At 70.3% G+C, this 21,573-nt stretch carries 14 protein-coding genes and 1 riboswitch; of the genes, 7 read left to right on the top strand and 7 right to left on the bottom strand.

Going from position 1 to position 21,573, the window contains the following annotated elements; translation table 11 throughout:
• Window positions 1-90 precede the first annotated feature (90 nt).
• Both RM788_RS11790 and RM788_RS11785 read left to right on the top strand, forming a co-directional pair.
• A complete protein-coding gene (locus RM788_RS11790) occupies window positions 91-1,074 on the top strand; it encodes a cupin domain-containing protein (protein ID WP_315931656.1) in 984 nt (327 codons plus the stop codon).
• A 151-nt stretch (window positions 1,075-1,225) separates the two neighbouring features.
• Window positions 1,226-3,562, top strand: a complete 2,337-nt coding sequence (locus RM788_RS11785) for a hypothetical protein (protein ID WP_315931655.1) — start codon at window positions 1,226-1,228, stop codon at window positions 3,560-3,562.
• 72 nt (window positions 3,563-3,634) lie between these two features.
• Here the strand turns inward: RM788_RS11785 and RM788_RS11780 are convergent, their stop codons facing one another.
• Entirely contained in the window at window positions 3,635-4,792 is a 1,158-nt protein-coding gene (locus RM788_RS11780) for a beta-ketoacyl synthase N-terminal-like domain-containing protein (protein WP_315931654.1), read from the bottom strand.
• 453 nt (window positions 4,793-5,245) lie between these two features.
• Between RM788_RS11780 and RM788_RS11775 the strand changes: the two genes are divergently transcribed.
• Both RM788_RS11775 and RM788_RS11770 read left to right on the top strand, forming a co-directional pair.
• On the top strand, window positions 5,246-7,969 hold the full coding sequence (locus tag RM788_RS11775) for a sensor domain-containing protein (protein WP_399344966.1): 2,724 nt from the start codon (window positions 5,246-5,248) through the stop codon (window positions 7,967-7,969).
• A gap of 115 nt (window positions 7,970-8,084) precedes the next feature.
• Complete coding sequence (locus RM788_RS11770) at window positions 8,085-9,515, top strand: cellulose binding domain-containing protein (protein WP_315931652.1); 1,431 nt, start codon at window positions 8,085-8,087, stop codon at window positions 9,513-9,515.
• Here RM788_RS11770 and RM788_RS11765 read toward each other — a convergent pair.
• Window positions 9,416-10,141 carry a rhomboid family intramembrane serine protease gene (locus RM788_RS11765; RefSeq protein ID WP_315931651.1) on the bottom strand — a complete coding sequence of 242 codons (726 nt, stop codon included), beginning with the start codon at window positions 10,139-10,141 and terminating at the stop codon, window positions 9,416-9,418. The genes RM788_RS11770 and RM788_RS11765 overlap by 100 nt on opposite strands.
• Window positions 10,142-10,254: 113 nt before the next feature.
• Between RM788_RS11765 and RM788_RS11760 the strand changes: the two genes are divergently transcribed.
• The gene (locus tag RM788_RS11760) at window positions 10,255-10,485 is read left to right on the top strand and encodes a hypothetical protein (protein WP_315931650.1); all 231 of its coding nucleotides are present in this window, start codon (window positions 10,255-10,257) and stop codon (window positions 10,483-10,485) included.
• 174 nt (window positions 10,486-10,659) lie between these two features.
• Here RM788_RS11760 and RM788_RS52960 read toward each other — a convergent pair whose 3' ends face one another.
• The 4 genes from RM788_RS52960 to RM788_RS11745 all read right to left on the bottom strand — a co-directional run bounded on the left by RM788_RS52960 (window position 10,660) and on the right by RM788_RS11745 (window position 17,536).
• Window positions 10,660-11,001, bottom strand: a complete 342-nt coding sequence (locus tag RM788_RS52960; protein ID WP_399343385.1) for a transposase — start codon at window positions 10,999-11,001, stop codon at window positions 10,660-10,662.
• 4 nt (window positions 11,002-11,005) lie between these two features.
• Window positions 11,006-11,320, bottom strand: coding sequence for a DMT family transporter (locus tag RM788_RS11755; protein ID WP_315931649.1), 315 nt, complete (start codon window positions 11,318-11,320; stop codon window positions 11,006-11,008).
• An 11-nt stretch (window positions 11,321-11,331) separates the two neighbouring features.
• Window positions 11,332-11,397, bottom strand: a riboswitch (guanidine-III (ykkC-III) riboswitch).
• Window positions 11,398-11,474: 77 nt separating this feature from the next.
• The gene (locus tag RM788_RS11750; protein ID WP_399343382.1) at window positions 11,475-13,559 is read right to left on the bottom strand and encodes a putative Ig domain-containing protein; all 2,085 of its coding nucleotides are present in this window, start codon (window positions 13,557-13,559) and stop codon (window positions 11,475-11,477) included.
• 1,115 nt (window positions 13,560-14,674) lie between these two features.
• Window positions 14,675-17,536, bottom strand: coding sequence for an AfsR/SARP family transcriptional regulator (locus tag RM788_RS11745; RefSeq protein WP_315934614.1), 2,862 nt, complete (start codon window positions 17,534-17,536; stop codon window positions 14,675-14,677).
• 429 nt (window positions 17,537-17,965) lie between these two features.
• On the opposite strand from RM788_RS11745, the gene RM788_RS11740 reads away from it, so the two are divergent.
• Window positions 17,966-19,033: a hypothetical protein gene (locus RM788_RS11740; protein ID WP_315931648.1), complete on the top strand. Its 1,068-nt coding sequence runs from the start codon at window positions 17,966-17,968 to the stop codon at window positions 19,031-19,033.
• On the top strand, window positions 19,027-19,467 hold the full coding sequence (locus RM788_RS11735) for a hypothetical protein (protein ID WP_315931647.1): 441 nt from the start codon (window positions 19,027-19,029) through the stop codon (window positions 19,465-19,467). The genes RM788_RS11740 and RM788_RS11735 overlap by 7 nt, the downstream gene beginning before the upstream one ends.
• On the opposite strand, the gene RM788_RS11730 is transcribed toward RM788_RS11735, so the two are convergent.
• Entirely contained in the window at window positions 19,356-21,542 is a 2,187-nt protein-coding gene (locus RM788_RS11730) for a tetratricopeptide repeat protein (protein WP_315931646.1), read from the bottom strand. The genes RM788_RS11735 and RM788_RS11730 overlap by 112 nt on opposite strands.
• Window positions 21,543-21,573 lie beyond the last annotated feature (31 nt).

The raw sequence follows: 21,573 nt of genomic DNA, 5'->3' as shown, positions 1-21,573 counted from the left end.
CCCGCGCCGATGGCCCGATCGCTATCCGCATCGGCGATTTCCGACCGATCCTCGTCGGAGGTCGAACCCGTCATCAAGGGAGAAGGAGCCATGGGAACAGTCACCGAGGTGCTCGCGCTGATCGGGTCGGACGAGCCGCTGCGCGTCGTCGAGCGGGACGAGGAACTGCTGCTCGCCCCGCCGCACTCCAGCCGCTTGCCGATGGAGCTCTGGAGCGACCACGAGCCGCTGCGGGTCGTGCACCACCCGCAGGAGTACGTCGCCGAGGCGTTCGCGGCGCCCCGGTGCGTCTACGAGAACGACGGGCTGCGCGTGGAGTGGCAGAAGATGAACGGGCGGCAGCCGTTCTACCACCGCAACTGCGACGTGGACGAGATCGGCTACCAGATCGCGGGGGAGCGGACGCTGATGACCGAGCTCGGCGTGGTCGAGCACCGGCCGGGGGAGTTCTCGCGCATCCCGAGGGGCGTGGGGCACGACAACCACGGCCGGGGGGAGAGCCACCTCCTGTTCTACGCCCCCGCCCCGGTGGCTGAACCGGCCGAGGCCGTCCGCATGTCGGAAGCTGTGTTCCCGCCGTTCCCCGGTTGGGTGGCGAAACCCGCGAACGAGGCGGTGACCCAGTGCATGGGCGGACCCGGTCACGACGTCGTGGTGTTCCCGGTCGACGAGCGGCTCCTGCTCGACCGGGTGCACGTCGAGCGGGAGCGGATGCGGGTGTTCGCCAAGGCCACGACCCCAGGGGTGACCTGGCTGTACGGCTCCGGCTCGTTCCGGCTGGGCAGCGTGCTCCTGCCGCCGTCGGACGGCCGCGCCTACCGCCGAACCCTGGACGCCGACGAGGTCCAGTACCAGGTCAGCGGTCGGCGCACGCTGGTGTCGCAGCGCGGGGTGGTCGAGCTGGGACCCGGCGACTTCGTCCGCGTCCCGCTGGGGGTGGCGCACACCAGCTTCAGCACCGGACCGACCGAGCACCTCGTCGTGCTCGCCGACCGGGAGCTCGTCCAGGTCGGCGAGACCGCCCGCACCGCGCGGCCGTGCACCCCGTCGTTGTGCGCCGAGCTGCGCGGCTGACCACCCGGCGGTCCGGAAAGCGTTGTCCGGGAAGGACATCCGCCCGGACAGGATCCGGGAAAACCCGGACAGGCGCCTCCTCCGTCCGGGATCCTCGCGGTGGCGGACGCGGCAGAACGCCCGTCCGCGTGTCCCGAGGGGGGATATGGGGTTGTCCGGAAGACCCGTGCGCGCGTTGCGCACCGGGGTGCTGGCCGCTGCCTTGATCGGCGGCCTTGTGGTGGTACCGGGTGTCGCTTCCGGTGCGCAGCAACCGAACTCGGACTCGTCGCGGTCGACCTCGTGGTCGGGCACCGACTCCCGCCTGCCCGACCAGGCCGTCACGACCGGTGACGCCAGGGTCGGCGCGTGGCGGGACGCCGCGGGCGAGCAGCACGTCGGCAAGTCCTACTTCACCTTCGACCTCGCCCGGTTCACGGGCACGCAGCTGTTCACGGCGTCGATCCGCACGCCGGAGCGGTCCGCGAACGACTGCGCGAAGCCGCGCGCGACCGAGGTGTGGGTGGTCGAGCCGTCGGCCGCGATCACGTGGGCGCACCCGCCCCGCGAGGTGTCCAGGGCCGTGGGGCCCGGCGGCACGGACGAGTGCGCGACGCCGTGGATCAGCTGGAACGTCCTCGACGCGGTCAAGCAGGCCGTCGCCGAGGGGCGTCCGTCGCTCACCGTCGCCGTCCGCGTCGCCGAGGAGTTCCAGGACGACGTGGCCTACGGCCGCACCCACGAGACCTACGCGGTGCTGAACACGACCTTCAACACGCCGCCCGCCGTGCCGACGAACCTGGTCGTGGACTACCGGCCGTGCACCGGCGGGACGCCGTACCTGTCGATCGGCGACCGGCCGCAGGTGTCGGCGGCGGTGAGCGACCCGGACGGCGGGTACGGGCTGGACGGGCGGCTGGCGTTCTGGCCGGTGGACGCGCCGGACCGGCGGGTCGAGGTCGCGACCTCCGCCTCGGGCGGGCTCCACGGGTGGTTCCCCGAGGGCATGCTCCAGGACGGCGGCACCTACGCCTTCGCCGCCCGCGCCGAGGACGGCTTCGCCAACTCCGAGTGGTCGGCGCCGTGCGTGTTCACGGTGGACCGCACCGGGCCCGCCAACGCCCCGGCGGTCACGTCCACGGTGTACCGGGAGAACGGCGGACCGCCCGGTGACGGCGGTGACGGCGTGCCCGGCGACTTCACGTTCGACGCGGGCGGCGACCAGGACGTGCTGGAGTTCGAGTACGACGGGATCGGCATCCGCGGCGGCAGGGTGGCGGCCGACCGGCCCGGCGGCTCCGCGACGGTGACGGTCACGCCCACCACGGACGGTCCGGTCCACATCGGGGTCACCGGGATCGACCGCGCGGGCAACCGCTCTCCCGGCCGGTCCTACCGGTACTGGGTGCGGAGCACGGCGCCGTGGGTCCAGTTGCCGTGGTTCGAGATCGGAACACCCGCCGACGTCGTGTTCACCGCCACCCAGGAGGGTGCGACGACGTTCGTCTACCGGGTCGACGACGGTGCCGAGCAGACCCTCCCGGTCGGCGCGGACCGGACGGGGCGCGTGACGCTCGCCTTCCCCGACCCGTCGGAGTACCAGCAGGAGCTGGTGGTGTGGACGGTGGACGGCTCGGGCTTCAAGTCCGGGATCACCGAGGACTCCTTCCGCGTCGACCAGGTGCGACCGTGGGTGGACGTCGACGTCTGGTCCGGTCTGGTCGGGCAGAAGCGGGTCTTCACGGTGACGCCCGATCGGACGGGTGTGGTGTCGTACGCGTACCGGATCGGCGAGGAGCCCGAGGTGTCGGCGCCCGCCGCCGCGGACGGGACGCTCACCTTCGAGTACACCCCGGTCACGGCGGGCTGGTTCGACGTGCGCGTGGCGAGCGTGAACGGGGCAGGCTTCCGGTCGGGGTGGACCGAGATGTCCATCGAGTCGGAGGCACCAGCGCCCACCGTGACCAGCGCCGGTTACGCCGAGTACCGGGAGTCGGGCGGTCCCGGTGTCACCGGGACCTTCGCGTTCTCCTCGCCGAGGCTGCCGGTGGTCTCCTACCGGTACTCGTTCGCGGGCGAGGCGGAGCGGACGGTCACGGGGGTCACCGCGGAGGTCCAATGGGCTCCGCGCGCGCCCGGCGACTTCTACCTGCGCGTGAGCGGGGTGACCGCGGCGGGTGTCGTGACCGACGAGAAGTCGTACAACATCCGCGTCGGGAAGTTGCCGCCGGTCGTGACCAGCCCCCAGTTCCCGGCGGACGGTCCGTCGACGGCCAAGGCCGGGCAGCCGATCGAGTTGGTGGTGACGCCGTCGCTGCCGGGTTCGCACGAGGTGCTGTGGGCGATCGCGTCCAACCCGCCGCAGGTCGCACCGGTCGGACCGGACGGCAGGGCGGGGTTCACCTTCACGTCACCGTGGACCGGGGCGTTCGAGCTCACCGCGTCGAGCCGGACTCCGGACGGGATCGTGTCGGGCGGGGTGACCCGCAGGTACGACGTGGGGTCGTGACGAACACCTGATCGGTGCTTGTGGACGTGGCCCGCCGGCTCAGCCGGCGGGCCGCGGTCGTGTGCGGCGGTGCTACGACGGGGGTGCGAGGACGACCACGGAGTTGTGGCCGCCCATGCCGAGCGAGGACTTGACGGTGATGCCACCGTCGATCGGCGAAGGGCCGTTGAGCAGGCGCGGGTGTCCGGGGGCGACGGTGGGCGGCGCGGGCACCACGCCGCGGTCGTAGCCCAGCGCGGTGACCGCCACCTCCACGGCGGACGCCGCGCCCTGGCAGTGCCCGGTGAGCGGTTTCACCGAGTAGACCTCGGTGTCCTCCGGGAACAGCCGGTCCAGGACGGTGGCCTCGGCGAGGTCGCACTGCGCGGTGCCGGGCCCGTGGGCGTTGAGGTAGCGCACGGCCGACGCGGGCACCCCGGCGTTGGCCAGGGCGTCCTGGAAGCACTCGGTGACGTGGGTGAGGGTCGGGTCGATCGAGGTCGCGTGGTAGGCGTCGTGCGTCATCGCACCGCCCAGGGTGTGGGCGTAGGGGCGGTCCGACCTGCGGGAGAGCACGAAGGACACCGACGCCTCGCCCATGACGAAGCCCCGGCTGCCCTGCTGGAACGGCCTGCACGCGTCCAGCGGTTCGGAGTCGGCGATCGCGACGCCGAGCCGGACGAAGTGCGACAGGTTCTCCGGCGTGACGGACAGGTCCGTGGCCACGAACACCACGTCGTCGACGAGCCCCGCGTCCAGCCAGGACTTCGCCGTGATCAGGCCCGCGTTGCCGGAGGCGCACATGGCCGAGACGTTCATCGCCGGACCGTGGAACCCGAACTCCCTCATGAACATGGACATCGGCGTCGAGGGCATCAGCGCCAGGTACTCCCGCACCGGCACGGAGCCGCCGCGGGTGGTGTAGAAGTCGCGCCACAGGTCCACTTCGCCCAGCACCACGGCGTGCAGCAGACCGACCCGTCTGCCTGGGCGCCAGCCGCGGTCGCCCGCGTCCCGGATGGCCTCCCTGGCCGCCGCGCGCATCGCTCGGGCGAACCGGCTGCGACCGTCCACCGGATCACCGCCGTCGGGCACGCGCGCCGCCCACGCCGTGTCGTCGGTCATCCCGAGCCCCGGCACGACCGTGGCGGCCGGCTTGCCGCTCAGCAACCCCTCCCACAGGGGTTCGCGACCCCATCCGTAGCCGCTGACGACACCGATCCCGCAGATCCCCACACCTCGCGCTACCATCCCGTTCCCTCCCGACTCGAGGGCCGACACCGCTGACATCGGAACCGCGACGGGCGATCCGCCGATCGGGGCACGGGCAGCCGTGTGGACTCGTGTTGGCCGGAGGCTCGCCAGTGGAGCCGCAAGACACCACCCGAATGCGCCGCGACGCACCGTTTCCACCGCCAACTCCACCGATGGTAACGGTCCCAGCGGTGCGGCAGGGGCCGTTCCGGGCACGTTCGGGCAGGTTCCGAGTACCATCGGGCGCGGTATTCCACAGTGGACTGACCTGCGTGGACCGCCCGGAAGCCCACCCTCGGCGGTGCCCGTGGCAGCGACCGGCTATAACGACACACCGTGCGCCTCGGATGGGTGGGCTTTGCGCGGACGGTGTAGTAGTACTCCACGATGCCAACACCACGGCGAATCGGACGGAACAACGGGGCCGGGAGCCAGGACGTGAAGGAACTCATGGGCGACGTCGGATCCGACCGTGAGCTGGTCGTCGGCTTGGCGCTGTCCGCCGGACAGGCCGTGGCGTGGTGGTTCGACCTGGTCACCGACGCCGTCACGTGGATGTCGGGGCTCGACGAGGTGCTGGGCGTGCCGGGCGCGGACGACGCCGTGGTGGAGGCCGCGCTGACCGGGCTGGTGGCCCCGTTGACCGTCGCCGCGAAGACCGCCCCGGTGTGGCAGGACTTCGAGCTGGAACAGCCGTGCGAGACCCCCGGCGGGGAGGTCCGCTGGATCCAGTTCCGGGCCCGCATCTCGGAGCACCCGGAGAGCAGGCGGCTGGTCGGCATCGCCACCGACGTGACGGCGCGGCACGAGCAGCAGCAGGCGCTCACCGACCTGGCCGACCGGTACCGGCTGCTGGTCGAGCTGTCGCCGGAGGCGATCGTGGTGCACGAGGCCGGGCAGGTGGTGTACGCGAACCCGGCCACGGTGCGGTTCCTGCGGGCCGACTCGCCCGCCGACATCGTGGGCAGGCCGATCACCGACTTCGTCCACGCCGACTCGGTGTCCCCGATGCTGCACCGGATCTCCGAGTTAGGCGTGCCGGGTGCCACGAGCGACCCGGCCGAGGCCGTCCTCCTGAGGTTCGACGGCGGCACCCTCGACATCGAGTCGGTGTCCGTGCGCACGACCTGGGAGGGGCGCCCGGCGTTCCAGGTGATCATGCGGGACGTGACCGCCCGCCTGGCGGCCGCCGCCGCGCTGCACTACCAGGCCGCGCTGGTCGCCCACGTGAGCGACGCGCTGGTCGCGACCACCGCCGACGGGCTGGTGACGAGCTGGAACCCGACCGCCGAGGCGGTGTACGGCCGGTCGGCGGCCGAGGCGATCGGGCAGCCCATCCACCTCGTGGTCGACGCGCCCCTCGACCCCGCGGCCATCCTGGAGGCGGGCGGCGTCGAGCAGGCCGTCCACCGCGGGGCCGACGGCGGCAGCCTCGCGGTCCGGGTCTCGGTGGCCAGGATGGCCGACGGCTACGTGCTGATCTGCGCCGACGAGACCGCGCGCAGGCGGGCCGAGCAGCACTTCACCACCGTGGTGGCCGCCCTGGAGGAGGGCGTCATCGTGGTGGGCCCCACCGGGTTGGTCGAATCGGCCAACCGCGCGGCCGAGCGCATCCTCGGGGTCACCGAGGAGCAGATCGTCGGCCTGCCGACCACCCTGGCCGAGCTGTACGACGAGGCGGGCGCGCGGCTGCCCGCGTCGAACTACCTGTCGGCCCGCACCCGGCTCACCGGGGAGGCGCAGAACGGCCGGATCCTCTCGCTGGACAAGGCGGACGGGGCGCGCATCTGGCTGTCGCTGAGCTGCCACGCCCTCGACTCCGTCGGCGACGGGCCGTCGGCCGCGGTCGTGTCGTTCACCGACATCACCGAGCGCAGGCTGCTCGACGGGATGCTGGAGCACGAGGCGACGCACGACGCGCTGACCGGGCTGCTCAACCGGACCGTGATCATCGAGCGGCTCAGCAGGGCCTCCCGCCAGCACCGCTCCGGCCTGACCGCGGTGCTGTTCATCGACCTCGACAAGTTCAAGATCATCAACGATTCGCTCGGCCACAGCGCGGGCGACAAGGTCCTCCAGGTCCTCGGCCTGCGGCTGAGCCAGAGCGTGCGCCGCGGCGACGTCGTCGGCAGGCTCGGCGGCGACGAGTTCGCGGTCATCGCGCACGGCACCACCAGTCCGGAGGAGGCGACGGCGCTGGTCGACCACATCCGCGGCGAGCTGAACCGGCCGATCTCCGTCGACGGCCGCAACCTGCACATCGACGCGAGCGTCGGCATCGTGGTCGCGGACGCCGACGACCCGCGCGACGGCGCGGACCTGCTCCGCGACGCCGACCTGGCGATGTACGAGGCGAAGACCCGCGGCCGGGGCAGGCTGGCGTTCTTCGACGTCGACCTGCGCGAGCGCACCCAGCGCAGGCTGCGGCTGGAGCAGGACCTGCGCGAGGCGCCCCGCAAGGACGAGCTGTGGGTGGCCTACCAGCCGATCGTCGACCTCCGCACCGGTCGCGCCACCATGGTCGAGGGCCTGCTGCGCTGGTCGCACCCCCGCTACGGCCTCATCCCCCCAGGGGAGTTCATCGGGCTCGCCGAGGACAGCGACCTGATCAACATCGTCGGCGCGCACATGCTCCGCATGGCGACCAGGGGGATCGTCGACCTGCGGGCGGCCCACAACCCGGACCTGCTGCTCACCGCGAACCTGTCCGCGCGCCAGCTCGACGACCCGCACCTGGTGGCGTCCGTGCGGGACGCGATGCGCACGACCGGGCTGCCGTCGGGCGCGCTGTGCCTGGAACTCACCGAGAGCGCGCTGATGCGCGACCCCGCCTCCGCCGCCCGCACCCTCGCCGCGCTGCGGGACCTCGGCGTCCGGCTCGCCATCGACGACTTCGGCACCGGGTACTCCTCGCTCGCCCAGCTGCTGACGCTCCCGCTGGACATCCTGAAGATCGACCAGTCGTTCACCGCGGGGCTCGGCAAGTCCGACGACGCGGAGGCCATCGTCACGAGCGTCATCGCGATGGCCCACGCCGTCGACCTCACCGTGGTCGCGGAGGGCGTCGAGCACGTGCTCCAGCTCGACACGCTGCGAAGACTCGGCTGCGACCAGGCCCAGGGGTACTACCTGGGCAGGCCCGCCGCCGCCCCGGACCTCGACCGGCGGTTCTGACGGCTTTCGGGAAGTCCTTGACACGGCGCGCGCCGGTGAGAAGTCTGGGCCCGCTCCCAGTCGATCACCAGCCGGGTCGGGCCCGCCGCGCGCGCCCGGTTCGCGAGAGGGCGAAGTGATCATCGCGGCCCCACCCAGCAGGCGCACCACCCGCAACGCCGTGCTCGCCGCGGCGGCACTGGCGGCCGTCGTCGTCGTGGTCGGCGCCGTCCTGGTGACGGGCCGCGAACCGGCGAGCAGCGCCCCGTCGGTGAAGGGCAACGCCACCCACTTCTCCGGGTTCGCGTCGACCTACGGCGGCTGCGGCGTGCCGCAGGGGGTGCTGGACTCGCCGAACTTCGTGTCCCTCAACGTGTTCGACACCCCCGGCGACTACTCGACGCGCACCCGCCCGCTGTCGCCGTCGGAGTCCGGTCGCATCGGACGGTTCGAGAACGGCCGCAACTGCGGCAGGTTCGTCCAGGTGACGATCGGCAACCGGTGCACCGGGGTCAACGACGGCGCGCAGGGGCAGCCGTTCTGCCGCGAGGGTTCCTGGATCTCCGACGAGTTCAACGGCGCCACGCTGATCATGGTCGTCGCCGACGGCTGCGCCGACCCGAGCGCGTGGTGCCGCGACGACCCCGACCACCTCGGAGTGTCCACCTCGTCGTTGGCGTGGTTCACCAAGGACGGCGCGCCCGTCGGCCACATCGACCCCGACCACTGGAACAACCGGCACGTGTCGTGGTCCTACGTGCCCACCCCCGACTACAGCGGCGACCTGCGGATCGGCTTCCTGCGCGACGCCGGGCGGGCCAAGCCCGTCATCGCCGTGTCGCACCTGCGCAACGGCGTCCACGGCGTGGAGTACCTGGGGCCCGAGGGCGGCTGGCAGCGGGCGCTGCCCAACGGCGACATGGGCCAGTCGTTCATCCTGGGGCCCACGGAGAAGGGCGGGACGGACTACCGCGTCCGCGTGCGCGACGCGTCGGACTCGCTGGTGGAGCAGGGTCGGGTGTACCGGTTCTCGCTGCCCGCCACGTGCTCGTCGGGGTGCTCGGAGACCTACGCGGAGGTGGACTACACGACGGAGGCGCCGTCCTCGGAGACGTGGGGTTCCGCCGCCGTGCCGACCACCACGGCGTCGTCGTCCTCGGTGGTGCCGACCACGACCGCGGTGGTCACGACCACCACGACCGCGCGCGCCGCGCCTGCCGCGCCGGTCGCGCCGGTCGCGCCGAAGACCACGGTCAAAGCCCTGCAGGCCGCGTGCACCGCGACCTACAGGGTCGTGAACTCGTGGCAGGGCGGGCGGCAGGTGGACGTGACGGTCCGCAACACCGGGGCGAAGCCGTTGTCGGGGTGGCGGACGACGTTCTCCGTCGACGGGTCCCAGCGGTTCACCACCCCGTGGAACGCGGTGGTGAACCAGTCGGGCGGGCAGGTCGTCGCGGTCAACCAGAACTACAACGGGTCGTTGGCGGCGGGCGCGTCGACGAGTTGGGGAGCGATCGTGTCCGGAGTGGACAGACCGGTGACCGGGATGGCCTGCGCGCCGCGCTGACGCCACGGCGCGATCAGGATCCCGGCGATCATCCCGGACACCAGGGAGACGCCGTGCAGGTCGTAGGCCGAGGCCATCGCGATCGCGCAGACCGCGGTGACGGCGAGGGTGAAGCGCTTGTCCGGCACGACGACCAGCGCGACCATGGCCACCAGGGACGCCACGGCGGCGGCCCGGACCCCGCCGAACCCCCAGCCCGCCAGCGCGGCGACGTAGCCCACGACGATCCAGGCGGCCCAGCGGTCGGCGGGGCGGCTCGCCAGCAGCCAGACGATCATGCCGCCCGCGAGGCCGCAGATGGCGATGGAGTCGCCGCCGCCGGGTTCGCGGGTCGCGTAGGCGGCGAACTGACCGCCCAGCGCCCCCGCCGCGAACAGCACCACCCACCGGCCGTGGCCCACCGCCCGTTCGACGACCACGCCGACCAGCGCCAGGGTGACCAGGTTCAGCACCACCTGGTACCAGCCCAGGGTTTGGACCAGCAGCGGCGTCACCAGTCGCCACCACTCGCCTGCCACCACACCGGTCCGGCTGCGTTCCAGCGCCGGCACCACCGCGGGGATGGCGTACTGGGCGATCGCGGCCGCCACCGCGATGACGGCGGCGGCGGCGGTGATGATCGGCATGCGCCGGTTGGTGTCCACGTGATCAGGACGGTTGATCGGCCGCGGTGGTTGCCCCGACCGGGTTCACGGCGTGCCCGTCCGGTGAGGACTAAACTCCGTGGCGTGGAGGGAACGTGACCGACGAGGAACTGATCGTGGAGTTCGCCCTGACCCGGCTCGACAACCCCGGCCTTGACCTGGAGGAGATCGCCGCGCTGGTCGTCCGGCGGATGGGGCCGGAGGGCGAGGTGGAGTTCGCCTCGCGGAACCTGGCCGTCCGCGGGGAGTTGCGGGGCGCGGTGTTCCCGTCGGCCGTGGAACAGGTGCTGCGCGTCGTGCTGACGCTGCGCGGACCCGCGGACTAGGGCCTGGTTCGCGAATCACTGAACCGGGTCGCGGAGCCAAATCCTGATCGACGCCACGTCGATGGCGCTCCGGTGCACCACTTCAAGCTTGTCGCAGCGGATCGCGACTGTTCGGAGCAGGTTCGCCGGAGATCGGAGGGCATCGCCGGACGGCGACCAGGCGGATTTCGCTGTTCAGCCCGTCGCCGGAAAGCCCGATTCCCTCATGGACGCACCCGGCGCGCAACCTGTCCAGGATCCGGGCTCCGGTGCCGTCGGTAGACCACCGATCTGCCGTTCGCCGACCGTGAGCCGGGGGCCGTAGTCGGCGGGCATGTCCCGCCAAGGGCTGCTGGTGCGGGTGCGCCAGAACGCGCGGTTGATTATGGCCTGGTGGTCGGTCCGTCGACCGCCACGACTCGGATTCATCGGCAGCAGCGGCCGAAGCCGTTTCCGTTCCTCATCACGCAAGTCATGTCGATCGAGCACTTGACATGGTCTGCCCCATCCCTGGCTCAAGGTCCAGGAGACACGCATCGGGTCAGTGCAGCAGCTTCAGGCCCACCACGCACGCCACGATGCCCGTCACGAGCAGGATCTTCGCGAGGGACGTGGTCTCCGTGCCGGTCCACATGCCGTACGCGACGGTGAGGGAGGCGCCGATGCCGACCCACACCGCGTAGGACGTGCCCACCGGCAGGTCCCTCATGGCGAACGCCAGGCCGCCCATGCTGAGCAGGAGGGCCGCGCCGAAGATCGCGGTCGGGAGGGGGCGGGTGAGGCCGTCGGACCTGCCGAGCGCGGTGGCCCAGACGGCTTCCAGCACACCGGACGCGATGAGAACGAGCCAGGACATGACGGGCCTCCGGAGCGCCGTCTTGTCCGGCCGGGTACGGCGCCGCTCGTCCGGGGGCCTCGGTGGTGAGGCTGCCTGGTCGAGGATCGCACATCCGCCCGCCCCGGCGGGCGGACCGGTGGCGGAGGTCTCCCCACGCCACCGGTCCGGTGCGTCAGCCCTCGACGCGGTGCTGGGTCCAGAAGGACGTCAGGTCAGTCGAGCCCGCGGCCGCTTGTGCGGCGGCCTTGAACTCGGCGGTGGTGGAGACGCCGTACCAGTGGGACTGCGCGTAGGTCTTCAGGAGGTTGGCCATCGCGGTGTCGCCGATGAGCCTGCGCAGGTCGTGCAGCGTGCACTTGCCGTAGTTGTAGATGACGGTGGAGTAGCGCGAGGAGTGCGCGTCCCAGTAGGCCATCGAGTTGGTCAGCTTCTCCGCGGTCGACTGCCACGTGATGCCGCAGCCGCTACCGGTGATGCCCTTGTAGAGGTCGGTGGCGTAGTCGGTGAAGCTCTCGTCCAGCCACGGCGAGTTGTACTCGTCGTCGCCGACGATGCCGTAGAACCACTGGTGCGCCAGCTCGTGCGGGAGCGCCGTGGTGGACACGAGGTCGAGGACGAAGCCGGGGTACTCCATGCCGCCGAACCAGAAGTTGTTGTCCAGTACGACGTCCATCTCCTGGTACGGGTAGTCGCCGAACCGTCCCGAGTGGACGTCCAGCGCGTCCTTGGCCAGGGTGAGCATGGAGTTGGCGTCACCGCTGGTGATCCCGCTGACCCCGAACACGTTGACCTTGAAGCCCTTGGCCGACGTGCCGGAGATCTTCGAGAACGGGCCCGCAGCCCAGGCGAACTCGCGCACCTTGGCCGCGGTGGCGCGGGTCGTGGTGGTGGTGCCGCTGGTCGTCTCGGTGGACGTGCCGGTGGCGGGGGTGAGCAGCGACGTCGGGTGGACGAGCGTGACGTCGAAGTCGCTGATGAGGGCGTAGAAGGACTCGCCGTTGTTGGTGTACGGGTCGAGGTGCCAGCCCGCGCCGTCGCGGACGGCCAGCACCGGCAGCGCGTTGCCGATCATGTTGTACGCGCCGTCGTGGCCGAACCGGTCGGCGCCGCTGGGCACGACGATCCGCAGGTCGAACCCGATGGTCGCGGACTGGCCCTGCGCGAGCGGGCTCGGCAGGGTGATCTTCAGGGCGGTGCAGTTCACGCTCAGCGCGGACGGCGTGCCGCCGGTGACGTTGGTGACCGTGATCGGCGTCGTCGGGCAGGTGCCGTGGTAGTTGTCCCACAGCCGCAGGTAGACCTCGGGCAGCGAGGTCGACGAGCCGTTGGTGAAGCTCACCGACTGGTGCCCGGTCCACGTGTCGCCCGCGGTGTTCGACGTCAGGTTCACCGTGTACGCCGGGTTGATCGGCGTGCGCGTGGAGTTCGGCGGCGTCGTGCCGCCGACGGTCCAGGTGAACGTGGTGCTGCCGCTGTTGTTCGCGGGGTCCTTCGCGGTGACGGTCACCGTGGACGTCCCCGCCGCGGTCGGCGTCCCGGTGACGAGCCCGGTCGACGACGCGATCGCGAGCCCCGCGGGCAGACCGGTGGCGCTGTAGGTGAGCGCGTCGCCCTGCGGGTCGGAGGCCTGGACCTTCAGCGACACGGCCGAACCGACCTGCGTGCTCTGGTTGCCGGGGTTGGTCACCGAGGGGTTCTGCGCGCCGCCGCCACCGGCCGTCGTCAGTGCGAAGTCGTCGAGCAGGAAGTTCGTCGCCAGCCCCGAATCCTCGACACCGGTCACCTTGAGCACGACCGTCTGGCCGAGGTAGGCCGACAGGTCGAACGACTCCTGGGCGTACCCGGTGTTCTTGTCGAGGTTGGAGTAGCTCGCGACGGTGGCCGTGCCGACCTGCACCGTGAGCTTGTCGTACTGGGTGGAGGTGGTCGTCTCCTTGGTGTCGACGTGCAGCCAGTAGGACAGCGTCGCGGAAGCGCACCCGGCAGGGAGGGCGAGCGACTGCGACAGCGTGTCCGTGTGGGTCGTGCCGTACCCGTCCAACCACGCGTCCGTTGTCCCGCTGTGCGCGGGCTCCGCGGTCGTCGCGGCCGAGATGACCCCAGAGGTCTGGGTCCACGGGGTGGTGCCGCTCTCGAAGCCGCCGTTGGCGATCACCTGATCACCGCACGCGGAGGCCTGGGCCTCAGCGGTGGTCATGGCGATGCCGAACAGGCTGACAGCGAGCGCGAGCGCCGCAGGGAGCGCTCTACGTCTCATCGGGACTTCCTCTCCTGTCCCGCCGGAGGCGGGGTAGGCACAGGGTTGCCCGAGGTCAGGAGGGGGTTCAATCACGGGTTTTTCACAGGGAACGAATTTGCCGCAATTGTGCCGATAAGGAGTGAATTCCCGCGTCTGTTCGGGTGAGGAGCCATGCTGGGCCGGGCGTTCGGGCCCGTGGTGCGGAGATGGCTTCCCGTGGCCACGCGGTCGAACCGCGCACGCTGGTGCTGTCCCGGCGCGGTGGCGGCTGGCAGGTTCGCTCGCGGCGCCCTCTCCTGGTGGAGCGTCGGCCAGGGGTGCGGCATCGAACCAGGTGACGGACCCCGGTGCCGGGGATGTGCCCGGCAGTCGGAAGTCGCGTAGGTCATGTGCGATTCCCGACTGCCGAGACTCCAGGCTCGTGCGGCAGATGGATTCCCAAGACATCCGTACTGCTCGGGTCCTATTGGTTCCGGGCTTCTTTCACCCGAGATCCAAGGGCTTACCCGCTGATGTTCAGACCATCATTCCTGAACTGCCATTCGCTCCACCGCACCGCTGAAGCCACACCTTGCTGTCCGTCGAAGCGCCCTTGGTGCTATAAGCGGCGACGTTACCGGGGCAAGACGCGGCGGCCTGGGCGGCCCCTCCGGAAAAGGTGAGGGTCAGAGCGGCGGCAAGTCCGACTGCCGTTGCGCGGATCAAGATGGTCTAGCTCCTTCGTGCGAGATGAACACTCGATCGAATGTCAAGTGCTTACTGTCCGTACTTACGTACGTGTCAAAACCCTCTGATTGCGGGGAAGCTTACACATACGGGTTCAGTGAGCGCGAAGGTCTGCGGTTTTGCACATCATGTGCTATAGAGCGATTCGCCTCGTCGTCCCTCGGGCCTGCCGGGCCCCGACTGGACGCAAAGCTTCCGAGGCTTGGACAGGGTGGTCAGTGGCGGGGTCGCCAACAGTTCCTCGTGCGACAGCGACTCGATCGGATCTTCTTGCGTGGGGGCCGATCGTTTCGTCGGAAGACGAAATGCTCATCCCGAGGCCTCCTGGCCGAGCGTCTCCCTGTCGTGCTGGCGGGTTCCGCCTGCGTGGGCACGTCAGCGGCGAAAGTGAGTACCTCTCGCACAGCCTACCCGGCAAGGGTGTCGCGGCCTGGATCAAGGTCATCCAGGATCGCTTTCGCATGCTCCCTGGCCTCGACGGCCGCTTCGTAACGGCTGGTTGTCGTGAAGATGGCCGCCAGGGTCTCGAGGGCGGCCACTTCACCGCGGGAGTCGAAGGCACGGCCGCACAGGCGAATGGACTGGCGTCCGTACTGCGTTGCCTCGAACATCCGGCCGCATTTGAGTTCGACCTCGGCGAGTAGACCGCACGCGGTCCCGGCCGTGCCTATGTCGTGGACCTCTGCGGCCAAGGACAACCCGGCGAGCAGGTGGTCGCGGGCTTCGGCGACTTGCTTGCGCGCGAAGCCGAGGGAACCCATCAGGACAAGCGTCCTGCCCTGCGCAACGATGTCCTCCTGGTCGCGCGCGAGGGACAGCGCCTCTCGGTAGTAGGACGCTGCTTTCACGTATTCTGACGCCCGTTGGTAAGCCTCCCCCGTCCGGTAGAGGCTGATCAGTTCCAGTCCCGTCTCGCTGATGCGGCGGAACATCCGGAGCGCTCTTTCGTGGGAGTCGATCCCCATGATGACGTTGCCGGTCTCGACCATGATTCGGGCGCCGGTGTGCAGGCAGGCGGCTATGCCCACCTCATCCCCTATTTCGTTGTACTTGATGTGCGCGCGGTGCACGTGGTGCTCGGCTTCGCGGAACCTTTGGCGCAGCAAGTTGGTTAGAGCAATATTGTGCAGAGCATTGGCTTCTTCTTCGACGTCGGATCGCGACTGGGCCGCCGAGAGGCCGACGTGCAAAATTTTCAAGGATTCTTCGAAATAACCGTGACGCAGTAAGGTCTGGCCGATCAACTGCGGCAATTGTGCCGCCTGCAGGTGTCCGACCGCAACCGCGCGGTTGAGTGCGAACGTCAGGTTGTGCCGCTCCACTACGCACCACATTCGCGCCGATTGTTCGTCTTGGAATCGAACTCCGAGGCTTTCGTCCCCCGTTGAGTTCGTGCGAACCCGTGCTTGGGTCGGGAATACAGCTTTGTCGACGTTCTCGGCCGTGTTCATGTAGAAGTCCAGCACCCGCGACTCGGCCGCTCGCCGTTCGTCAGGGCTTTCGATGAGATCGGCGGCGAACTCACGCACCAGGTCGTGGAACTTAAAGCGTCCCAGGGTCCCCGACACTTCCAGCAGGTTCGCCTCCACCATGGCGTCCAGGACGAGCTCGGTCCTTCGTTCTCCCGCGCCCCCCAAGGCCGCCGCGACGCCGACGCCGAAGTCCGGGCCGGGGTGAATGCCGAGCAGGCGGAAAAGGCGTTGGGCGTCAGGGGTGAGCGCTCGGACCGATTGGGCGAACACCGCGCGTGGGCCGTGGTTCGCGCCGTCGCCGACCGACCCGATGTCGAGCAGCCGCAGGTGGTGGGTGAGGTGGGGGACGAAGACGTGCAGCGGCACGGAGGGGCGCGTGGCGATGTACTGGGCGAGCGTTTTCAACGCTATCGGCAGACCGCCGCACAGCCGGGCGAGCCTGACGAGTGCTTCCGGATCGGTTTCGGCGCGGTCGTCGATGTGGGCCGCGAGGAGGTGGGAGGACCGTTCGGGGTCGAGTGGGGTGAGTGGGAAGCGGTAAAGGGTTTGCCGTGTGGCCAGACCGGAGAGGTGCGAGCGGCTGACGACCACGACCACGCAGGAGGTCAGCAGGGGGAGGAGGGGGCTCACATGTTCCGTGTCGCGGGCGTTGTCCAGCAGCACCAGGACCTGCTTGCCCGCCAGCAGGGATTGCAGCTTGGTCGCCCGGTGCTCGGGCTCGGGGATGCGGTCGGTGGTGATGCCGAACGCCTGCAGGAAGCGGTCGACCGCGATGGCCGGTTCCACCACCGGCCCGTTCGAATAGCCGTGGAGGTCGATGTGGAGCAGGCCGTCCGGGAAGCGCTTGGCGGCGGTGTGCGCCCAGTGCACGACGAAGGCCGTCTTGCCGACGCCGCCGACGCCGTGGACGACGAGCAGACCCGGTCGCGTGGTCACCGCGTCCACCTTGACCAGCAGCTGCTCGTGCCCGAAGAACTTGCGGACGTCCGGGGGGAGTTGGTTCGGGGTCTGCGTCGTGCCGAAGGCCGGAACGACCGGTGGAGCCGCGCCGTTCGCCTTCAGCCTGTCGTGGAACTCGCGCAGGTCCCTGGCTCCGATGTCGTCGAAGTCCGCGCGAAGTGCCTTGTGCACGGTGAGGAACTGCTTGGTCGCCTCGTCGGCGCGGGACATGGCGTGCAGTGCTTCGAGTCTTCGCTTGAACAGCGCCAGGTTCATCCGGTGGTCGATGTCGAGCTCGTCGAGCTTCGCGAGTACCGCGTCCGCCTCGCCGAGCGCGAGCTGCTGGGCGAAGAGCGTGTCGTAGGCGGGGATCTGGACGTTCTCCCGCATGCGTCGGCGCCAGGCGTCCGCCGCCTCGCCGTCGCCGTCGGCGAGCGGCCGGTGGCCCCAGAGGTCGAACCCCTCGCGGATGGTGTCCAGCGCGCGTTGGTGGTCCCCACGGCGGGCGTGGGCCCGTGCATGTCGCACCCGGTCCTGGAAGTGGAAGTAGTCGATCTTCCTGGAGTCCACGTCCAGGCGGAAATTGCGGTTGTCGACGACTATGTCGGTGTCGTTGGACAATCGCCTGAGGATGCCTCGGATTCGCGACGAGTACAGGTAGAGGACCTGTTCCGGGTTGTTCGGAAGATCGTCGGGGCTCCAGATCCAGTCGGCCAGCTCGGTCGAGGACACGGCGACGCCCGGTCGAATGAGCAGGGCGGTCAGCAGTGCGCGCAGTTTCGGCGGTCCCCAGCCCGCGTCTAGTCGCCCGTCTATGCGCAACGAGGTCCTGCCCAGGATCGCAAAATCGATGTCCATCAGCGCCACCCCCGCACCTGGAATGCAAGTGTGCTCTCGCCGTCCTCGTGGCGCAATGCGCTCATTCGGTCGAATGTGATAACCGGCTGACAGTTCGTTGATGACAACGTCCGAATGTGAGGAGTGCTTTGTCCATTCGCGAGTGTCGGGCCCACTGAACTGCGGATACGCGGTGACAGTCGGTTGAACACCTCGCACGGGATGGTCTGTTCATCACGACTGTTCGGGGTGGGGAGACCGCAAATGTGCGTTTCAAACGGGTGGGTGAAGACTCCGGGTAATCCGTTCGCGGACCGGTGGTTGACCAGGGAGGGATGTCGAACCGTATTGGTGGTGGTGCCGCACATGACGGCCGGAACACGATTGGCCGACCTGTTGTTGCTCCTTTCGGGCGATCAAAGATTGCAAATTCTTTTCACGGTGCCGTCGATGTCGGACGCGTGGCACGGGGTCGAGGAGTACGTGCGCGGCTGGGGTGGTGTGGTGCTCCCGTGGGAGCAGGTCGTGCGGATGCGGTTCGACCTGGCGTTGGCGGCGAGCTTCCAGGAGATCCACCGGGTGCCCGCGCCGGTGCTGGTGTCCCCGCACGGCGTGGGGATGGTGAAGTCGCGGCTGAGTCCGTGGGACGGTGTTCAGGAAGGTGTCCGCGCGGCGTCGGGGCTCGACCGCGAGCTGCTGGTCCGGGACGGTCGGGTGGTGCCCGCGGCGGTGCTGCTCACGCACGACGCGGAACTGGACCGGTTGCGGGAGGTGTGCCCGGAGGCGGTTCCGCGCGCCGCGGTGGTGGGCGATCCCTGTTACGACCGGCTGGTGGCGAGCCTTCCCTTTCGGGCGCGGTACCGGCACGCTCTTGGCGTGCGCGGAGGGCGGACGCTTGTCGTCGTGAGTTCGACCTGGTCCCGCCACTCCCTGCTGGGTGGTGAGCCGGAGTTCTTCGCGCGGGTCGCGGCGGAGCTGCCCGCCGACCGCTTCCGGGTCGTCACCGCGCTGCACCCGAACATCTGGTCGTTGCACGGATCCTGGCAAGTGCGGTCCTGGCTCGCCGACTACCTCGACGCCGGACACGCGCTGCTCCCGCCGGAGGAGGGCTGGCGCGCGGCGGTGGTCGCGGCCGACGCGGTCATCGGCGACCACGGGTCGGTCACCGTGTACGCGGCGGCGCTGGGTGTGCCGGTGCTGATGAACTCGGCGTCGGTGCACGACGAGTCGCCCGGCAGCCTGACCGCGCTGTTGCGCGACCTCTCGCACCGGCTGGACGGCACGCGTCCCGTCGACCGGCAGGTGTGCGACGCGATCGCCGCGCACCAGCCCGATCGGTACGCCGGGGTGGCCGCGAGGATCACCTCGCAGCCGGATCAGGCCGCCACGCTGGTCCGGCGGACCATCTACTCCTTGCTGCGCATGGAGGAACCGGAGTGGAAGGCGCCGGTCTCCGGTCCGGTGCCCCTGCCGGTCCCGATCACCCGGTGGAACGACGGACTGGACCAGGCATGTTGAGCGTCGCGACGACGAATGCCGGAGTGCCGGGCGTGGTGCTGGTGGAGTGGGACGGCGAGCGGGACCGGCTCGTCCTCGCCCACGCCCCTCTTGCCCGGCAGGAATGGCTGCAGCTCGCCGATGTCGTCCTGTGCGCGCCGCAGGAGGACCGCGCGCAGGCCCGAGCGGCCGCGGGCGGGACGTTGTCGTCGTTGCCGGGTGCCACGGTGGTGATGACCCCCTGGGGGTGTCACCGGTGCCTGGTCCTGGTGCGCGGAGGGGAGGAGGCCGTGGTCGGCTTGTCCGCGTCCGACGCGTCGATGACGTCGCTGTCGGTGTGGATCTACTCCCGGGTTGTCTTCGGGCGCTCGCTCGAGGAGTTGGCGACGTTGCGGTCGAGCCCGTCGAGCAAGGACCGCACGTGCTCGGCTTGCGGTCCGGACGAACGCGCGTAGAGCGCGGCCGCCTGGTGGAGGTGCACGCGTGCGGTGCCGACGTTCCCCGTGCTCAGGTGGACGTCGGCCAGCACCTTCAACGCCTCGGCGTGGTAGTGGTCGGAACCGGATGTGCTCAGGACGTCCACCGCTTCGCTTGCTCCGGCGAGAGCGGCGGGCGTCCGTCCTAAGTGGAGGAGGGCGATCGCCTTGCTGGTCAAGGCCCTTGCCCGCAGCACCTGGTCGCCGAGGTCGGCGGCCAGGGCCTCCGCTCGCAGCAGCGGCGCGACCGCCTCCGCGTGCCGGTGGGCGTCGGACAGGGTTTCACCGAGCCGGCGCAGGTGCAGGGCGGCGGAGCGCCGGTGGCCGAGTGACTCGGCGATGGCCAGCGCTCCGGTGAAGTGGTCCACCGCGTCCTGCACCGCGCCGGTGCCCTTGGCCGCCAGTCCCAGGTGTTCCAACGCGGTGGCCTCGCTGTCGGGGTGGCCCGCCGAGCGGGCCAGTTCGAGGGCCGAGGTGAAGTGGCGGGCGGCGATCCGGAAGTCCTCCAGGTTGAGGTGCGCGTAGCCGAGCTGGACGTGCATCCGGGCTTCCGCCACCTGGTTGCCCACCCGGTGCGCGGAGTCGACGCCGAGCGCGTGCGCGGCGAGCCAGCCGCCGTAGTCCTTGCGGTACAGGAAGAATCCCCAAAGCGCTTCGCACAGCTGCCACACCTCGTCGTCCCATTCCCGTCCGGCGGCGAAGCGCAGCACCGCCATCGTGTCGGGTAATCGGTCCTCCAGCCAGTCGAGCGCGGCGACCGCGTCGGGGAACGCGGGCGGGCGTCGCCGGGCGTGGTCGTAGCGCGGACCCCACCGCTGCCGGAGCGGCATGACGACCAGGTCCGCCGCCGTCGTGGCGTCCAGGTGCCAGACCACCACGCGCCGCAGCACGTGGTCGTGCGGGTCGGTGGCCTCGTGGTCGTCCGCGTGCCTCGCCGCGTGCAGGCGCAGCAGGTCGTGGAAGCGGTAGAGGTCCGGACCCAGGTCGATCAGGAGGCTCGCGTCCACCAACTCGTCGAGGAGGTCCTCGGCTTCCTCGTCGGACACGTCACCGGCCGCGCCCGCGAGACCCGCGGTGAACGCCAGACCGGGGTAGAGGCCGAGTAGCCGGTACAGGCGGGCCGCCGCGGGCGAAAGCCCTTGGTAGGAAAGGTCGAAACTGGCCTGCACCGGCAGTTCACCGTCCACGGTCAGGGCGGACAGCCGCCTGCGTTCGTCGAGCATCGAAGCCACCACGCGGTGCAGTGGCCAACGGGGCTTGACCGACAACCGGGCTGCGACGACCCTCAGCGCGATCGGCAGACCCGCGCACAGTGCCACGAGCTCCCTGGCCGACTCGGGTTCGTTGTCGACGCGGTCGCGGCCGAGCGCGCGCGACAGCAGCGACACACCCGCTTCGTGGTCCAGCGCCTCCACGACGACGAGGCGCGCGCCGTCCAGCGCGAGCCCGGCCAACCGCCACCTGCTCGACACGACCACGACACTGCCCGCGGCGGGGAGCAGTGGTCTGACCTGCGCGGCTGAGGCGGCGTCGTCCGCGAAGACCACCAATCGCCTGCTCGAGGTGATCGACCGGAACAAGGAAGATTGCTCGGCCAGTTCCAGCGGGACGTCCTGCGCCGGAATCCCCAACGCCCGCAGGAACCGGGCCAGCACGTCGGTCGGGGACGTGGGCCCGCTCGCGCCGAAGGCTCCGAGGTCGGCGTACAGCTGCCCGTCGGGGAAGAGGTCGACGTTGTCGTGGAGCCACCGCAGAGCCAGCGCGGACTTGCCCACCCCGCCGGTCCCGCAGACGACGACGAGGGCGGGGTGCCCCACCGCCTCGGCCGCCGTTCGGTCCAACTCGGTGGACTCGAGGGTCCGACCCGTGAAGTGGGCCGGAGCCCGTGGTAGCTGGCGGGGAATCGCGACCGGCGGTGCGGAGGCGCCGAAGTGCACACCACCGTGGATGGTCCCGGCCTGCACGACAGGTCCGCCCGCCGTGCCGCTGATGTCGTTGGTCGACGTCGCCCCTGACGGGACGATCACCTCATCGTCATCTCCGGTGCAACCCATACCACCCGACCTCTGCGGCCGGCGTCCATCG

It is taken from the genome of Umezawaea sp. Da 62-37 (genome assembly GCF_032460545.1).
GTDB lineage: Bacteria > Actinomycetota > Actinomycetes > Mycobacteriales > Pseudonocardiaceae > Umezawaea.
This window is presented reverse-complemented; position numbering and strand designations above follow the sequence as displayed.